Source organism: Zobellella aerophila, from assembly GCF_039539325.1.
Taxonomy (GTDB): domain Bacteria; phylum Pseudomonadota; class Gammaproteobacteria; order Enterobacterales; family Aeromonadaceae; genus Oceanimonas; species Oceanimonas aerophila.
In genome coordinates this window covers 835,284-848,773 of the sequence record NZ_BAABCX010000001.1, presented here as the reverse complement: position 1 = coordinate 848,773, position 13,490 = coordinate 835,284, and the positions used below count along the sequence as shown (strand labels likewise).

Below are 13,490 nucleotides of genomic sequence, written 5' to 3'. Positions count from 1 at the left end.
GCGTGGTACATTATTACTAATTGCTGTATAAGTATACAGTATATTTGGAGTTGTCTAGCTCAGGTGCCTAAATTGATGGCGGGAGATGCGTGTTTATGACTAGGGAAGGATTAAAAATTACTTTATTATCAATGTATTAGTAGGGGATGCTTTGTAGATTCTGTGCACGTGTAGGCATAGATATGCGCATGCTCGATTTTATCTGGCAGGAATGGCGTGTGAGTTGAGAAAAGCCATTTCAATCATGGGCTTATCTTGCTATTGTCGCATAGATATAAAAGTGTAAATGCGCATGCGCAGTATTAAAATGTTATGTCTGAAAGAAAGGAAGATTCTGTTCATAAATGAAGATTTTAGGATACTATTTTAGAAGTGCTCAGATTGACCCAATTTTGCTACGTGGCTCAGATACAATTGTCATTTTTGTTCATGGGATTTTAAGTAAGTCTAAAGACGCATTTAAATTGCATAATCAAAAAGGACATTTCTGGGACAGAATCAAGGATGTTTATCCGTTTTCAACTTTTGATTTTGCGATGTTTTCGTACGGGAAGATCGACGTTTCATTCATTCTGGAAAAGGAGTGGCCAATAAATAACCTGACGAGAATATCTTTTGAGCTTTATGGAGCCATATCAAGGTATAAGAACGTTATATTTATAGCGCATAGCCAAGGTGGACTGCTTGCAAAGACATACTCATCTTTATATTGGTCACGACAAGGTGTGTTTTTAGTAACTTTACATACCCCACATCGAAATAAGAGCATTACGGTAATGAGGGTTAACGACAACAAAATTTGGGACGATTCTGCCAGTTTTCATGTATCGCATATTTTTTGCGGAAGCATAAACGACAATAAAATTGTTAAACCAGATAATGCCATAATGGGTTGTAAAGACATTGAGTACATATCATATGACCGAACAAAGAAGTCTCTTGGCCACTCCCATCTTAGTCAAAGCCCTGATCCAGAACTAATTGAAAAACTGAAGAATCAAGCGAATGTGTTTATCAATTCAGGACTTAGTAGAAATTTTTATCCTTACCCGGAAACTTCAGCATTTAAAGGCATGAGCGTAGAGCTTATTTTTTCTAGGTCAGAAATAAAGCTAAGAAAATATACAAAGAAAGAAGGTTCGCCATTCGAGCCGTGGAGAACTTCATGCTTTCATGAAAAAACTTCTTTGACTAGCAATGTGGTTGCTCAAAATGGATGCTCTGTCAACTATTTTTTTCGTTATCTAAAAAACAACAAAATCGAAAAAATATCAATCCATGACTTAGATTACGAGTATCCGGATGATGTCGAAAGTGTCGAATATAAACTGTATGATTTCTGTTTTAGTGAGGTTTATTCTGAAGTTAACCCATATAAACACATTCCTTTCTTTACTAGCGACTTCCAAAAAAAATCACTCATTATCAATGATGACTTTTACGAAATATTTTTGAGAAGACTAATTAAAAAAAGGATAAAAAATTCAGATATCAACGGTGTTCATGAAACCTACGATCATGCGATTGGAGAATTTAGGCGGACTATTAGTAACAGGATATATAGATTAAGCACAATCAAAAAAGATATGAGCGAAGGCAAGTTTGAAATACTTCTTATCAATACAGTTAAAAAAATATTGAATCTTCCTGAAAAGAAAAGTGAATATCTTGCCATTCATGAGATTATTAAGAAAGAATTTCACAAAAAACAATACCGAATCTCTCTCCTAGATATTGAGGTAATAGTCTCCCTTCTAATGAGAAGTGATGGTGAGCTTTATTGGCTGGATAGAGATATGCGTCATGCTTTTAGAACTAAATAATGACATAACAAACACGTCAATTAGGACGCTCGCAAGCTCACGCCTATTACGCGAGCGTTAGCACTCTGGGGCAGTGAGAAAAGGAGCTTTTCGATGTTAATTTTATTGGATGCAGGCCATGGAGGAATAATCAATGGTGAATATCAAACAGCGGGAAAACGCTCTCCTATTTGGGATGATGGAAGTCAATTATTTGAAGGGGAATTCAACCGTTGGATTGTCAACAGCCTAGCAGAAAGATTGTCTCTTAGGTCAATGCCATACGTTTTGATATGTCCTGAACAAAGAGATATCACCCTTGCAACTCGTGTTAAACGAGCAAATAAATACGCGAGTCAAAATTGTATATATTTGAGCATCCATTCAAATGCAGGTGGAGGTTCAGGGTTTGAAGTATTTACGTCTGAAGGTACTACCGAAAGTGACCGAATTGCCAACTTCTTTGCTGAGGAGTTCATGAATGAGTTCCCGGATAGCCCACTAAGGGCAGATTTACGCGATGGTGACTACGATAAAGATAAAAACTTCTATGTGGTACGCCATACGAAAATGCCAGCTTTGCTGACTGAAAACTTCTTCATGGATAATGAATTTGAATGTCGAAATATACTGCTCACTCCATGGGGGCGAACAAAGATCGTTGATTTTCATGAGCGAGCTATAGTGCGATATATTCAATCAATCGAAAATTCATAAATTAAGGAGGAACCTATGAAATTGCTAAAATTTACTGCTCTAATATTAATTTGTATGTCAAACGCGGCATGCGCTTCAACGTCAGTAAAAACTGGCGATATTCCAGATGTGCCGACGGCAGAAAAATTAAGGGGAGTGATAAGTGAGAATAATGAGCTAGAGATTGCTAAGAGCTTTGTAGATTCAGATCCTACCTTTGTTCTTGGGTCAGTTGTGAATACTTCTACTGGACAAGTTCAATGGCAAACTTATCTCAAATCAGATGCTGAACCGAAGATAGATATAAAAACCGAACTATGGGAACAAAAACTTGTAGAGAAGAATCTAGCCGCTTCTGCCAGTTATTTAAGCTTTATATCTGGTTCATTAACAGATAAAAAGAAAGCCGAGGTGATACTTATAAAAAACTCTGTTACTAAAGCAAAAAGAAGCGACATAGATTTTACTAGCCTCAAGACTAAGCTTGATTCCATACCATCAGGTGAGATCGCCAACTACGGTTTAATTGTTCAGTATACAGACTTTGTACTTACAGCTACTCTTTTTGAAGAAGCTGAAAAGAAAGCTGATGCAAAGGGCTATGGCGCTAAAATATCGGGAAAATGGCACAACAAAGTAGATAATAAAGACATGGACAGGGTAGTAGTGGCAACCTTTTTTCCCCTAAAAGATGTTTTGAGGTTTATAGATGAAGTAGACGACAACGAGGTATTAATTGAATCTCTCAACCTTAAAATTATGAGCATCCCTTTGCCAAAAACACACAGAGTTCAAATTCTAGATAGTGCTAACAAGGCCAACCAATAGGACGCAGCAAAGCTGCGCCTCTGCTGGCAGCGTTGGGTTATCGAGTGACCCACGAACAACAGACACTTTCTATAGTTAGGGTTAGCCCTCACATGGAGAATAAGGACATGAGACATTCCGGTTCGGCAGCAAGCCAATCAGCGGCTGAGCAGATCGATAAGAAAATCGCTGACCTCGGAGGCTGGCGCGGTGAGGCATTGAGCCGGATACGTGATCTCATAAAAGAGGCGGCTCCGGATGTCGTTGAGGAGTGCAAATGGTTTAAGCCCAGTAACCCGGCAGGGGTGCCTGTGTGGTCGCACGCCGGGATCATCTGCACAGGCGAATCGTACCAGTCGAAAGTGAAGCTGACGTTTGCCAAGGGGGCCTCGCTGCCTGACCCCGCCAAGCTCTTCAACTCCAGTCTCGAAGGCAAACAACGGCGCGCGATTGATATCCATGAAGGGGAGGAGGTCGATGCGGGCGCGTTCAAAGCCCTCATCCGTGCAGCGCTCGCCCTCAACACATCTGGAAAAACAAAGGCAAGGTAGTCGTACAGGCAAAGGCACGGGAAAACACCTTGCTCTGCTGTGGATTACAAGTTAAACGGCGCACATGAGCAAGACCGGCCTCTTACAAACCACAGGAGTGTGCCCATGAGAAGGCTCATCGTATCTGCGTTTGCGTCGCTTGACGGCATCATGCAAGCGCCCGGCGGTCCGGAAGAAGACCCGACCGGCGGTTTTACCCTTGGCGGCTGGATGTTCAACTACTGGGACGAGGCCATGGATCTTTCGACATCCGGTTTCGACGGCAAGGATCGAGAGCTGCTGCTCGGTCGTAGGACCTATGAGATATTCGAAGCGCACTGGCCATACCAGCCCGATGAGGATCCGATGGCGAGGAGGCTCAATGCCGCAAAAAAGTATGTTGCTTCGCGCACTTTGACGAGGCTCCACTGGAACAACTCGACCCTGCTCCATGGCGATGTAGCCTCGGCAATCATCGCGCTCAAGGCCCAACCGGGCCCCGATCTGCAGGTGATAGGCAGCGGCAATTTGATTCAAACCCTGCAGGCCGCATCGCTGATAGACGAGTACAACCTGTGGACTTTTCCAGTGGTGCTTGGGCGGGGCAAGCGCCTCTTTGGCGAGACGGCCAGGCCATGCGCGCTGCGGCTCGTTCGCTCCCAGGTCTCGACCACTGGCGTTGTGATGAGTACCTATGTACCCGGTGGCGATATCCGCGCGGGTTCGTTTGCGAGTGCCGAGCCGAGTGAGAAGGAGTTGGCCCGACGCAAAAAGATGGCGAATGAGCGGCGATGATGTGAAGCAGGCATCGGTGCGGGCTAACCATTCATGTAAGTCGGCGCTCTCGTGGCGGGGCTTAATTCAGGTGCTATCCCGCTTAATTCTGGAGAACTCTCATGCAAAAAATCGTTCCCTGCCTGTGGTTTGACGGCGACGCCGAAGAGGCGGCGCGGTTCTATGTTTCGTTACTTCCCAATTCACGAATCGATCGCGTATTGAGATCGCCGGCCGACACACCGAGCGGCCCCGCCGGCATGGTGTTGACTGTCGAATTCACATTGGCCGGGGCGAAATATATGGGACTGAATGGCGGCCCTCAGTTTCCCTTCACCGAGGCCGTGTCGTTCCAGATCCACTGCGAGGACCAGCCAGAAGTAGATCGACTCTGGTCTGCGCTTGCCGACGGAGGGGCAGAAGTCGCCTGCGGATGGCTCAAGGATCGCTGGGGTCTCTCTTGGCAGATCGTTCCGACCCGCATGATCGAATTACTCAACGATAGCGACAGGGAGTGCGCGAGACGGGCGCAGGAAGCGATGATGAAGATGGTGAAGATTGACATCGCCGAGATTGAGCGGGCGGCAAACGGACCACATTGAACGATTCATCGAGATGTAGGCCGCGGGATAACAACCGGTTGCGTCGGACGGTTGCTATCCCGTGTTAGTGACACCGCGATCCAACAACATCGAGGTGGAATACGCCGGCGTACAAGCGCCGGAAGCATGCGCGACAGGGGAAGTTAATTCCGTCATCAACGAATAGGATATTTTATGAAAGGAACATGTCTCTGTGAGTCTGTCACTATTGAAGCGAATGACGCTAAAGAGTTCGAGGCTTGTCATTGTGGCATCTGTCGCCGATGGGGGGGAGGTCCTCTGTTGGCGGTGCATTGTGGTGCGGATGTTGTCATCACCGGCAGTGAATCCATTAAGTCTTATGCTTCATCGGAGTGGGCGGACAGGGGGTTTTGTGTAAATTGTGGAACTCATTTGTATTATCATTTGAAGCACTCAAATGAATATATAGTTCCGCTGGGGCTGTTTCAGTCAGAGAGCGGATTCCGGTTTAAGCAACAAATATTCATAGATAAAAAGCCAGACTGTTACGACTTTGCTAATCAAACAGAGCATCTTACCGAGCAACAAGTATTTGAAAAATTTGGCGCATAAAAATCACAAAACAAAGCCAGAATGAACCGGAGCTCATAAGCTCGCGGCTATCACGCGAGCTTATGCCCCCGAGTTGGGTGTCCAACGGCCTTGATGCCAGGCAGTCTGGCGCAGCTACCCGACATTAAACGGTTATTCGGCCGACCAGCCGCCGTACCCATGGAGCCACGATGGCGACGGTTGGAAAGGCAATCGGCCATGTCGTTAAACAGCTTCTGAGCCACTGTGCCGGGAATCCGGAGTGGATACCCTGTGAGACGATAAGGACGAAGGCCGAGACGATGCAGACCATAATGGCCGAGAGCAAGGCGCTAAAAACAACGGGTGCAAAACGAGCAGGAATACGCATGCTGTTCTCCTATGTTTAGTTTGCAGAATGAGAGCATTGTTTTCGGTTGGCTTTCATTCATGACGAGTAAAAGAAGTGCATAACCCAGCCTGTTGCATAGAGCCCGAGACCAAAAACCGCGTGGGTGATGAGGCTCTGCACTCGGGCGGATGCGGGGCGTGGTGTTCGGGAGGCGGCAATGCCGGCCCCCATGCCCGGCTGCATTATTAAGAAGGGCGCCACGACGGTGCCCATGCCTACAGCAATAGCAGGGCCCATCGTTGGCTGCCGCAGCCACTCGCCCCCCCAGATGCTGATCAGCAAGGCGGCGAAAGCGATGCCTATCAGGTAATGGGCTGTCCAGCCTATAAGGTGTTCGCCGCGCATCGGAGCAGATGCCGCGATGGATTCATGGCGAAATCGCCCGCGTGCCATGTGGGCGAACCAGCGGCCCACCAGCCCATAGTTGGGGGGGGCGACGCCGAGCAGAGGTTGACGCACGACTCCCCACAGGTCCATTGCTGCAGTGGCGCCTATCCCGATGATGAATGTGAATATCAGGGTGTTCATGATGTTCTCCAAATTGTCTTTATTCAGGTGCAGTGCTAGCGTACAACTTAAAGTCAACTTGAGGTCAAGGGGTGTATGGATATTACCGAAGTCGCTAAACGTTCCGGCGTTCCTGCCTCAACGCTGCGCTTCTACGAAGACAAGGGGTTAATCACCTCCGTTGGCAGGAGGGGGCTGCGCCGATTGTTCACCGCCAATGTGTTAGAGCGGCTGGCTTTGATCGCGCTAGGCCGTGCGGCGGGTTTTTCACTGGACGAAATCGCCGGCATGTTGGGGGCAGACGGACACCCTCAGATCGACCGGCAGTTACTGGCGAGCAAGGCGGAGGAGCTCGATCGAACCATTCAAAAATTGATGGCGATGCGAGATGGACTTCGGCACGCGGCGGTATGCTCCGCGCCGAGCCATATGGAATGCCCAAAGTTCCGGCGCCTGTTGGGGTTGGCCGCATCGGGGGCTATTGGTGATGGCGGCAAGAAGAGGTTGCCACGAAAGCGGCGCCCTAACAAAACGTTGCGCCGGACAGGGTAATTACCCCGTCAAGCAACCGGATTGGTAGAAATGTAAGAAAAAACCAGCCTCGTGAGAGGCTGGTCAATGTTGGCAGGGCAATTAGAAGTTGAAGCCGATACCGAACACGTAGGCCCAGGCACCGTCGTCAAAGTTGTCGTTGGCGCTGCTGCCACTGTCAAACAGGAACTGGTATTCGGCGCGCCCCAGGATATAGGTGGAGGGGAGCACGTAGTATTTCAAGCCGGCCTCCAGACCTGCGGTGCCGGTTTCTTCCACGCCGTTACCATAGATGGCACCCAGTGAGGCACCCACGAAGGGACGCGCCGCCCGGCTGCCGAAGTGATAGTCGATATAGCCGCGGGTACTGCCGTTCCAGAAATCATCGGAGAGGTCTTCGCCCTGGATATCGGCGTAGGAAACGCTCTGGCGCACCCCTGCTACCGTTCTGTCAGTTAAATACCAGCCGAGATCGGCGGATATGCCAAAACTGCTGTTGTCGAAATCCTTGTCGCTGGTGCCGGTACCGGACAGCGAGAATTCCCGGTCGCCTTTACTCGGCCCGATGTTCTGGGTTTGCATACTCTGGGCCTGCGTGGAGGCAGGGATAAGTAGAGCGCTGACGCATAGGGCCAGTGAAAGTTTCTTGAAGGTATTCATGAAGAAACTCCTTGCCTGGATTAATCATCAACACATCAACCAAGCACTCAAATCGCTGGATTGTGCCTGCTTGCGGGAGCACAAGGCAACGACGTCAGGGTTAACACACCTGAGATCACAACTGTTTCTGTCACTCCTTTCTATCAATATGCGTCCTTGCGGACAGAGTCGTTCTCTATCCAAGTATACTGGTTGGTATGCGGATTGATTAAATTTTGACCAATATGTTCGCATATTCAGGGGCAGGGCCCAACAGCCAACCGGGGCACAGGCCCGGTTCAACCTGTCTCAGCATGAATAGATGCCGCGCTGCAGCATGGTGCCTGCAACCGGTCAATAGCCAGGAGGAAGCATGTTCAACATAGTGGTAAAGGGGGCGAACCGGCTGGATATTGAATTCAGCGGCAAGCTCAACAGCGATGACATGAAGGCCGCGCTGGACGCCCTGGTGGAAAAAACCGGGGACATAAACAACGGCAAGATGCTGTACCGTATCGGTGATTTCGACTGGCCCACCCTGGGCGCCATTGGCGTGGAGCTTTCCCGCATTCCGGAATTATTCAGGATGATCAGGCGATTTGACAAGGTAGCCGTCGTTGCCGAGCAAGACTGGGTTCGGACCGCCAGTAAGCTGGAAGGGGCCTTGATCCCGGGGCTCGAGATAAAGGCATTCCCGCCAGACAGGATCTCGGAAGCGGAAGCCTGGCTCGCCAGCTAGATCGGGCCGGGAGCCGCCCCCGTCAAGAGGGAAGGATCCAAATGGGTGATGCTCATGGCGGGCCTGTCCCCCGCGGGTCGTTGACGCCCCGGCAGATGCTATAGTTTCGGGAAATCGGCAGGCCCGGGGGGGAACCCCTTGCCTCGGTCATGCACAAGGACGCCAAGATGGAAGATTCCGGCATTGCGCTGCTGTGGCGGCAGTTTTACCAGAGTTTGCAAGACACCGGTGATGCCCTGGGGCTGAGCGGATTCAACTGGCAGGAGCTGGCCGTCGTTGTCCTGGGCCAGCTGCTGGTCACTGTGATGATAGTGCTGCTGTTCGGGGTCCTGTACTGGCTGCTGGCCGGCCTGCTGAAGCTGGTGCTGGGGCGGCGGGGCTATGGTGGCGGGCCCTATCGTTCGGCACGCACAGTGTTGCGCTATCTGCTGGGGCTGGCCACCCTCATCGCCATCCTGGCCCAGTACGGCGCGGAGGAGGGCGTGCTCAAGGGCAGCGCCCGTGCCGGCCTGATGGCGCTGGCCTTTTATGTGCTCTGGCTGCTGTTGTCCCGAGGGCTCATCGCCCGCCTGTCACGCCATCATCTCGACTCCTCGCTGGTGCAGCTGTGCAAGAATACCCTGTCGGTATCGATCGTGGCCCTGGGGGCCATCACCGTGCTGGCCCAGTTCGGCTTCGATGTGCTCTCCATCATCGCCGGCCTGGGCATAGTGGGTATCGCCGTGGGCTTTGCCGCCCAGTCCACCCTGTCCAACTTCATTGCCGGTATCACCCTGCTTATCGAGCGGCCCTTCCGCATCGGCGACTGGGTGCGCATTCACGGGGAGGAGGGCAAGGTGATCCGCATCGCCTTTCGCACCACCTGGCTGCGCACCCGGGACAATGTTTTCACCATGATCCCCAACGACAGCGTGGCCACCTCAGACATCATCAATTTCAGTGCCGAAGGCCCCACCCGCATTCGCATTCCGTTGGGTATCGCCTACAAGGAATCGGTGGCACACGCGCGGCAGGTGATCATGCCGCTGCTGACCGCCCACCCCAAGGTGATCAACGACGAGCGCATGCAACCCCGGATCCAGCTGCGCGAGCTGGCCGACTCGTCGCTGAACCTCAGCGCCCAGGTGTGGGTGCGGGCGGAAGACGTGGAGGTGAAGGGCCGAATTTCCTGCGAACTGCTCGAAACCATCAAGCAGGGCCTGGACGAGGCGGGCATCGAAATGCCCTTTCCCCATCTGCAGCTGTTTATCGACGAGGCCAAGGGCCTGGAGCCCTGGCTCGGCAGGCAAAACCAGTGAAGGGGCCAGGTTTTGCCTTTGCCTGGTGCTTATCCCCGAGCCGTTGCATAAAGCCATTTTTTAATGGTCGGGCAAATGTTATAACTAGGGGCTCGTTCGCGTGAGCGATTTCGAATGCCCCTTACTTCATTACAAGGAATTAAAAACGCTATGTTTGAGAAGGTCACAGCTGCACCGGCCGACCCTATCCTGGGCCTGACCGATGCTTTCCGCAAAGATCCCCGTACCGACAAAATCAACCTGGGCGTGGGCATCTATAAAGATGAAGCAGGCCAGACCCCGGTGCTGCGCTGCGTGAAAAAAGCAGAAGCCCGCCTGGTGCAGGAGCAGACCACCAAGAACTACCTCAGCATAGAAGGCACCGAGGCCTACGGCCGCGTGGTGCAAAAACTGCTGTTCGGGGCCGACTCCGCCGTGATCGGCGCCAACCGTGCCCGCACCGCCCAGGCGCCCGGCGGTACCGGCGCGCTGCGCATCGCCGGTGAGTTTATCGCCCGTCAGCTCGACACCAACACCATCTGGGTTTCCAACCCGACCTGGGCCAACCACCAGAAGGTGTTCACCACCGCCGGCCTGGAAGTCAAAGAATACGGCTATTACGATGCCGCCACCAAGGATCTGGACTTTGACGCCATGCTCGCCGATCTGAGCCAGGCCAAGGCCGGTGATGTGGTGCTGCTGCACGGCTGCTGCCATAACCCGACCGGCATCGATCCCACCGCCGAACAGTGGGCTCAGCTGGCCCGGTTGTCCGCCGAAAAGGGCTGGCTGCCGCTGTTCGACTTCGCCTACCAGGGCTTCGCCCGGGGCGTAGAAGAAGACGCCCAGGGCCTGCGGGTGTTTGCCGAGCATAACAGCGAGCTGCTGATTGCCAGTTCCTTCTCCAAGAACTTCGGCCTGTACAATGAGCGGGTGGGTGCCTTTACCCTGGTGGCCACCGACGCCGCCGTGGCCGACACCGCCTTCAGCCAGATCAAAGGCATCATCCGTGCCAACTACTCCAACCCGCCGTCCCACGGTGCCGCCGTGGTGGCCATGGTTGCCGAAGACGAGGCCCTGTACCAGGATTGGCTGGCGGAGCTGGCCGAGATGCGCGATCGCATCCAGGAGATGCGTACCCTGTTCGTCGAGAAGCTGAGCGCCCTGGGCGTGGATCAGGACTTCAGCTTTATCGCCCGCCAGAACGGCATGTTCTCTTTCTCTGGACTGAGCAAAGAGCAGGTGGCCCGCCTGAAGGACGAGTTCGGCATCTATATCGTCGGCTCCGGCCGCATCAGCGTGGCCGGCATCACCAAGGCCAACATCGACGCCCTGTGTAACGCCATCGCCGCCGTTATCTAAACGGTGCCTTTGAGCCGATAACAACGCCCCGCATCGTGGGCTTACCTGAAAAGGGCCGGTTGCCAAGACAACCGGCCCTTTTTTATGTTTTCAGCCATTGTTAGCCGACAAAAAACGCATTTTGCACCGGCATAACGGTTTTGGTATCCACGCCCAGGGCCCGGGCCGCATGGAAGGGCCAGTAGGGATCACGCAACATTTCACGGCCGAGCAGCACCAGATCGGCCTGACCCCCGGCGATGATCCGTTCCGCCTGCTTCGCTTCGGTCACAGTACCGACCGCCATCGTCTTGATATCCGCCCCTTCCCGGATGTCGGCGGCCAGCCCTATCTGATCGGCGTTCCTGCTGCCCAGCGAGCTTCTTGAAGCCGGGCTGGCTCCTCCCGCGCTGCAGTCGATAATGTCGACGCCGAGCTCCTTGAGCCATTTCGCCATTTGAATATTGTCTTGCACGGTTAACCCCTGTTCATCCCAGTCGGCGGCGGAAAGCCGGACCGCCAGCGGCAGCCGTTCCGGCCAGACATCCCGGATTTTTTTCGTGGTTTCCAGCAGCATCCGCGCCCGGTTTTCAAGGCTGCCCCCGTATTCATCCTGGCGGCGATTGGCCAGCGGCGTGAAGAAGCTGTGCAGCAGATAACCATGGGCCGCATGGATCTCCAGCAGTTTGTAGCCTGCCTGCAAGGACCGTTCGGCGGCGGCGACGAAGGCGTGCTGGGTCTGTTCGATATCGGCGACCGTCATCATGCGTGGTGTTTTCCAGAGCCGGATGCCGTCGCTGTCGAACGGCTCATTACCAGGCGCTATGATGTCGTAACCCCCTTCGTCATTGTGCAGGTGATGCCCGCCCTCCCAGGGTCTGGCGGCGCTGCCCTTGCGGCCGGCATGGGCTATCTGAATGCCGGGCACCGCCCCCTGTTGCTCGATAAAACGGGTGATCGGGAGCAACGCCTCTGCCTGCGCATCGTTCCAGATACCGGCACAGCCCGGGGTGATGCGCCCCTCCGGGGTGACCGCGGTGGCTTCGGACATGATCAGGCCGGCACCGCCCACGGCCCGGGAGCCGAGATGAACCAGGTGCCAATCGGTCGCAACGCCCTCGAGCGAGCTGTACTGGCACATGGCAGAAACCCCGATGCGGTTTTTGAAGGTGACGTCTTTTATCTTTAAGGCAGAAAATAGCTGGGACATTATAAATCCTCCGGTACGAGTCGCTTGCCGGGCATGGGCTCGGCCACTGTGTTGCGGGTCTTCTGGTTGATAAGCAGGACTGCGGCAAATATCAGGCCCGTCGCCAGGTATTCAATCGCGCCGATATCTTCCCCCATCAGGGTCGAGCCGATCAGGAGCGCGACCAGGGGAGGAATGTAGGTCACCGACGACGCGGAAACGGCACCCCATTGGTCGATGAGGTAGTAGTAGATAAGGCAGGCCAGACCCGTGCCCAGCAGGCCCAGACCCAGGAGTACGCCGGCCATCGCATGCAGGTCATCATTGATGTTTGCGATACCGTTGTAGTCGGTGATGATGCACAGGATGAGCAGGCTCAATCCGAGCTGGTAAGTGGTCAGCGCCGCGCTGGATATGTTTAGCGGCACTATGTATTTCCTGGCATAGATGAAGGAGGCGCCCACGCTTAACGAGCCCGAGATCATATAGACGACGCCTTCGAGATTGGTGGCGGCCACATCATCCGAGAAGGGGCGGGCAATCAGGAGTATCCCGGAAAACCCCGCCACCAGACCCAGCACCCGCTTGATGGAAACCGGTTCCCCGGAAAGCAGGAGCATGCCCATCAACAGGGCAAAAACGGGGATAGTGCCGCTGAGGGCGCCGGCCACGCCGGAGGGCAACAGGGAGCTTCCCTTGGCGAAACCATAGTAATAGATCACGGTGGCCAGCAGCGACATGACCAAAAAGTGCCTGCTATGTTTCAGGTGGGCCAGTTTCAATCCCCCCTTGAAGTAGGCGTAGAGGGCAATGGGCAAGAGTCCGGAGGCCACCCTCAGCAGCACGATCTGGGCAGGCGAGATCAGCTCGGCCGCCAGCTTCATATATACGAAGTTGCTGCCCCAGATCACCCCCAGGGCCAGAAAAGCCATAACAGGCAGATATTTCATGTCGTGCACCCTATCTCTTAATCCCGGTTCGATATCGTTTCATTCTGGCCATTTGAGTTGGCGCGACAAACGATTTAATCTGCCATATAAAATAGATAATCTATTTCATGAGGGATGAGAGAATGGCGTTTCCAGTCCGGTTGCAATGCTTGCTTGCGGGAGA

Annotated in this window: 16 protein-coding genes; 11 read left to right on the top strand and 5 right to left on the bottom strand. The window is 52.9% G+C overall.

All coding sequences use genetic code 11. The features are described from left to right. The first annotated feature begins 344 nt into the window (after positions 1-344). From ABD806_RS03970 to ABD806_RS03940, 7 genes are all read left to right on the top strand, one after another. Positions 345-1,823, top strand: a complete 1,479-nt coding sequence (locus ABD806_RS03970; protein WP_344954936.1) for a lipase family protein — start codon at positions 345-347, stop codon at positions 1,821-1,823. Between the two features lie 93 nt (positions 1,824-1,916). Then, positions 1,917-2,519 carry an N-acetylmuramoyl-L-alanine amidase gene (locus ABD806_RS03965; RefSeq protein WP_344954934.1) on the top strand — a complete coding sequence of 201 codons (603 nt, stop codon included), beginning with the start codon at positions 1,917-1,919 and terminating at the stop codon, positions 2,517-2,519. Between the two features lie 15 nt (positions 2,520-2,534). Further along, a complete protein-coding gene (locus tag ABD806_RS03960; protein WP_344954932.1) occupies positions 2,535-3,326 on the top strand; it encodes a hypothetical protein in 792 nt (263 codons plus the stop codon). Positions 3,327-3,418: 92 nt separating this feature from the next. Beyond that, entirely contained in the window at positions 3,419-3,856 is a 438-nt protein-coding gene (locus ABD806_RS03955; RefSeq protein ID WP_344954930.1) for a DUF1801 domain-containing protein, read from the top strand. A 105-nt stretch (positions 3,857-3,961) separates the two neighbouring features. Beyond that, on the top strand, positions 3,962-4,630 hold the full coding sequence (locus ABD806_RS03950) for a dihydrofolate reductase family protein (protein ID WP_344954928.1): 669 nt from the start codon (positions 3,962-3,964) through the stop codon (positions 4,628-4,630). A 101-nt stretch (positions 4,631-4,731) separates the two neighbouring features. Continuing rightward, positions 4,732-5,211, top strand: coding sequence for a VOC family protein (locus ABD806_RS03945; protein WP_344954926.1), 480 nt, complete (start codon positions 4,732-4,734; stop codon positions 5,209-5,211). Between the two features lie 174 nt (positions 5,212-5,385). Next, the gene (locus ABD806_RS03940; protein ID WP_344954924.1) at positions 5,386-5,784 is read left to right on the top strand and encodes a GFA family protein; all 399 of its coding nucleotides are present in this window, start codon (positions 5,386-5,388) and stop codon (positions 5,782-5,784) included. 124 nt (positions 5,785-5,908) lie between these two features. Here ABD806_RS03940 and ABD806_RS03935 read toward each other — a convergent pair whose 3' ends face one another. Next, positions 5,909-6,133 carry a DUF2798 domain-containing protein gene (locus tag ABD806_RS03935; RefSeq protein ID WP_344954922.1) on the bottom strand — a complete coding sequence of 75 codons (225 nt, stop codon included), beginning with the start codon at positions 6,131-6,133 and terminating at the stop codon, positions 5,909-5,911. A gap of 57 nt (positions 6,134-6,190) precedes the next feature. After that, positions 6,191-6,682, bottom strand: coding sequence for a DUF2938 domain-containing protein (locus ABD806_RS03930; protein ID WP_344954920.1), 492 nt, complete (start codon positions 6,680-6,682; stop codon positions 6,191-6,193). A gap of 75 nt (positions 6,683-6,757) precedes the next feature. On the opposite strand from ABD806_RS03930, the gene ABD806_RS03925 reads away from it, so the two are divergent. Then, positions 6,758-7,213 (top strand): helix-turn-helix domain-containing protein, encoded by a 456-nt coding sequence (locus tag ABD806_RS03925; protein WP_344954918.1) that lies wholly within the window; start codon positions 6,758-6,760, stop codon positions 7,211-7,213. Positions 7,214-7,294: 81 nt separating this feature from the next. On the opposite strand, the gene ABD806_RS03920 is transcribed toward ABD806_RS03925, so the two are convergent. Beyond that, positions 7,295-7,774 (bottom strand): hypothetical protein, encoded by a 480-nt coding sequence (locus tag ABD806_RS03920; protein ID WP_344954916.1) that lies wholly within the window; start codon positions 7,772-7,774, stop codon positions 7,295-7,297. A gap of 430 nt (positions 7,775-8,204) precedes the next feature. Between ABD806_RS03920 and ABD806_RS03915 the strand changes: the two genes are divergently transcribed. From ABD806_RS03915 to ABD806_RS03905, 3 genes are all read left to right on the top strand, one after another. Then, positions 8,205-8,570 (top strand): SpoIIAA family protein, encoded by a 366-nt coding sequence (locus ABD806_RS03915; RefSeq protein ID WP_344954914.1) that lies wholly within the window; start codon positions 8,205-8,207, stop codon positions 8,568-8,570. Between the two features lie 167 nt (positions 8,571-8,737). Beyond that, the gene (locus tag ABD806_RS03910) at positions 8,738-9,868 is read left to right on the top strand and encodes a mechanosensitive ion channel family protein (protein WP_344954912.1); all 1,131 of its coding nucleotides are present in this window, start codon (positions 8,738-8,740) and stop codon (positions 9,866-9,868) included. Between the two features lie 150 nt (positions 9,869-10,018). Then, positions 10,019-11,209 carry an amino acid aminotransferase gene (locus ABD806_RS03905; RefSeq protein ID WP_344954910.1) on the top strand — a complete coding sequence of 397 codons (1,191 nt, stop codon included), beginning with the start codon at positions 10,019-10,021 and terminating at the stop codon, positions 11,207-11,209. Between the two features lie 100 nt (positions 11,210-11,309). Here the strand turns inward: ABD806_RS03905 and ABD806_RS03900 are convergent, their stop codons facing one another. Beyond that, positions 11,310-12,398: an NADH:flavin oxidoreductase/NADH oxidase gene (locus ABD806_RS03900; protein WP_344954908.1), complete on the bottom strand. Its 1,089-nt coding sequence runs from the start codon at positions 12,396-12,398 to the stop codon at positions 11,310-11,312. Then, positions 12,398-13,327 (bottom strand): DMT family transporter, encoded by a 930-nt coding sequence (locus ABD806_RS03895; protein WP_344954906.1) that lies wholly within the window; start codon positions 13,325-13,327, stop codon positions 12,398-12,400. Before ABD806_RS03895 ends, ABD806_RS03900 begins: the two co-directional genes overlap by 1 nt. Between the last annotated feature and the right edge of the window lie 163 nt (positions 13,328-13,490).

What these genes read in the sequence shown, in the direction of transcription:
- ABD806_RS03970 (WP_344954936.1), top strand. Translation starts at nt 345, where the DNA reads ATGAAGATTTTAGGATACTATTTTAGAAGTGCTCAGATTGACCCAATT.
- ABD806_RS03965 (WP_344954934.1), top strand. Translation starts at nt 1,917, where the DNA reads ATGTTAATTTTATTGGATGCAGGCCATGGAGGAATAATCAATGGTGAA.
- ABD806_RS03960 (WP_344954932.1), top strand. Translation starts at nt 2,535, where the DNA reads ATGAAATTGCTAAAATTTACTGCTCTAATATTAATTTGTATGTCAAAC.
- ABD806_RS03955 (WP_344954930.1), top strand. Translation starts at nt 3,419, where the DNA reads ATGGAGAATAAGGACATGAGACATTCCGGTTCGGCAGCAAGCCAATCA.
- ABD806_RS03950 (WP_344954928.1), top strand. Translation starts at nt 3,962, where the DNA reads ATGAGAAGGCTCATCGTATCTGCGTTTGCGTCGCTTGACGGCATCATG.
- ABD806_RS03945 (WP_344954926.1), top strand. Translation starts at nt 4,732, where the DNA reads ATGCAAAAAATCGTTCCCTGCCTGTGGTTTGACGGCGACGCCGAAGAG.
- ABD806_RS03940 (WP_344954924.1), top strand. Translation starts at nt 5,386, where the DNA reads ATGAAAGGAACATGTCTCTGTGAGTCTGTCACTATTGAAGCGAATGAC.
- ABD806_RS03935 (WP_344954922.1), bottom strand. Translation starts at nt 6,133, where the DNA reads ATGCGTATTCCTGCTCGTTTTGCACCCGTTGTTTTTAGCGCCTTGCTC.
- ABD806_RS03930 (WP_344954920.1), bottom strand. Translation starts at nt 6,682, where the DNA reads ATGAACACCCTGATATTCACATTCATCATCGGGATAGGCGCCACTGCA.
- ABD806_RS03925 (WP_344954918.1), top strand. Translation starts at nt 6,758, where the DNA reads ATGGATATTACCGAAGTCGCTAAACGTTCCGGCGTTCCTGCCTCAACG.
- ABD806_RS03920 (WP_344954916.1), bottom strand. Translation starts at nt 7,774, where the DNA reads ATGCAAACCCAGAACATCGGGCCGAGTAAAGGCGACCGGGAATTCTCG.
- ABD806_RS03915 (WP_344954914.1), top strand. Translation starts at nt 8,205, where the DNA reads ATGTTCAACATAGTGGTAAAGGGGGCGAACCGGCTGGATATTGAATTC.
- ABD806_RS03910 (WP_344954912.1), top strand. Translation starts at nt 8,738, where the DNA reads ATGGAAGATTCCGGCATTGCGCTGCTGTGGCGGCAGTTTTACCAGAGT.
- ABD806_RS03905 (WP_344954910.1), top strand. Translation starts at nt 10,019, where the DNA reads ATGTTTGAGAAGGTCACAGCTGCACCGGCCGACCCTATCCTGGGCCTG.
- ABD806_RS03900 (WP_344954908.1), bottom strand. Translation starts at nt 12,398, where the DNA reads ATGTCCCAGCTATTTTCTGCCTTAAAGATAAAAGACGTCACCTTCAAA.
- ABD806_RS03895 (WP_344954906.1), bottom strand. Translation starts at nt 13,327, where the DNA reads ATGAAATATCTGCCTGTTATGGCTTTTCTGGCCCTGGGGGTGATCTGG.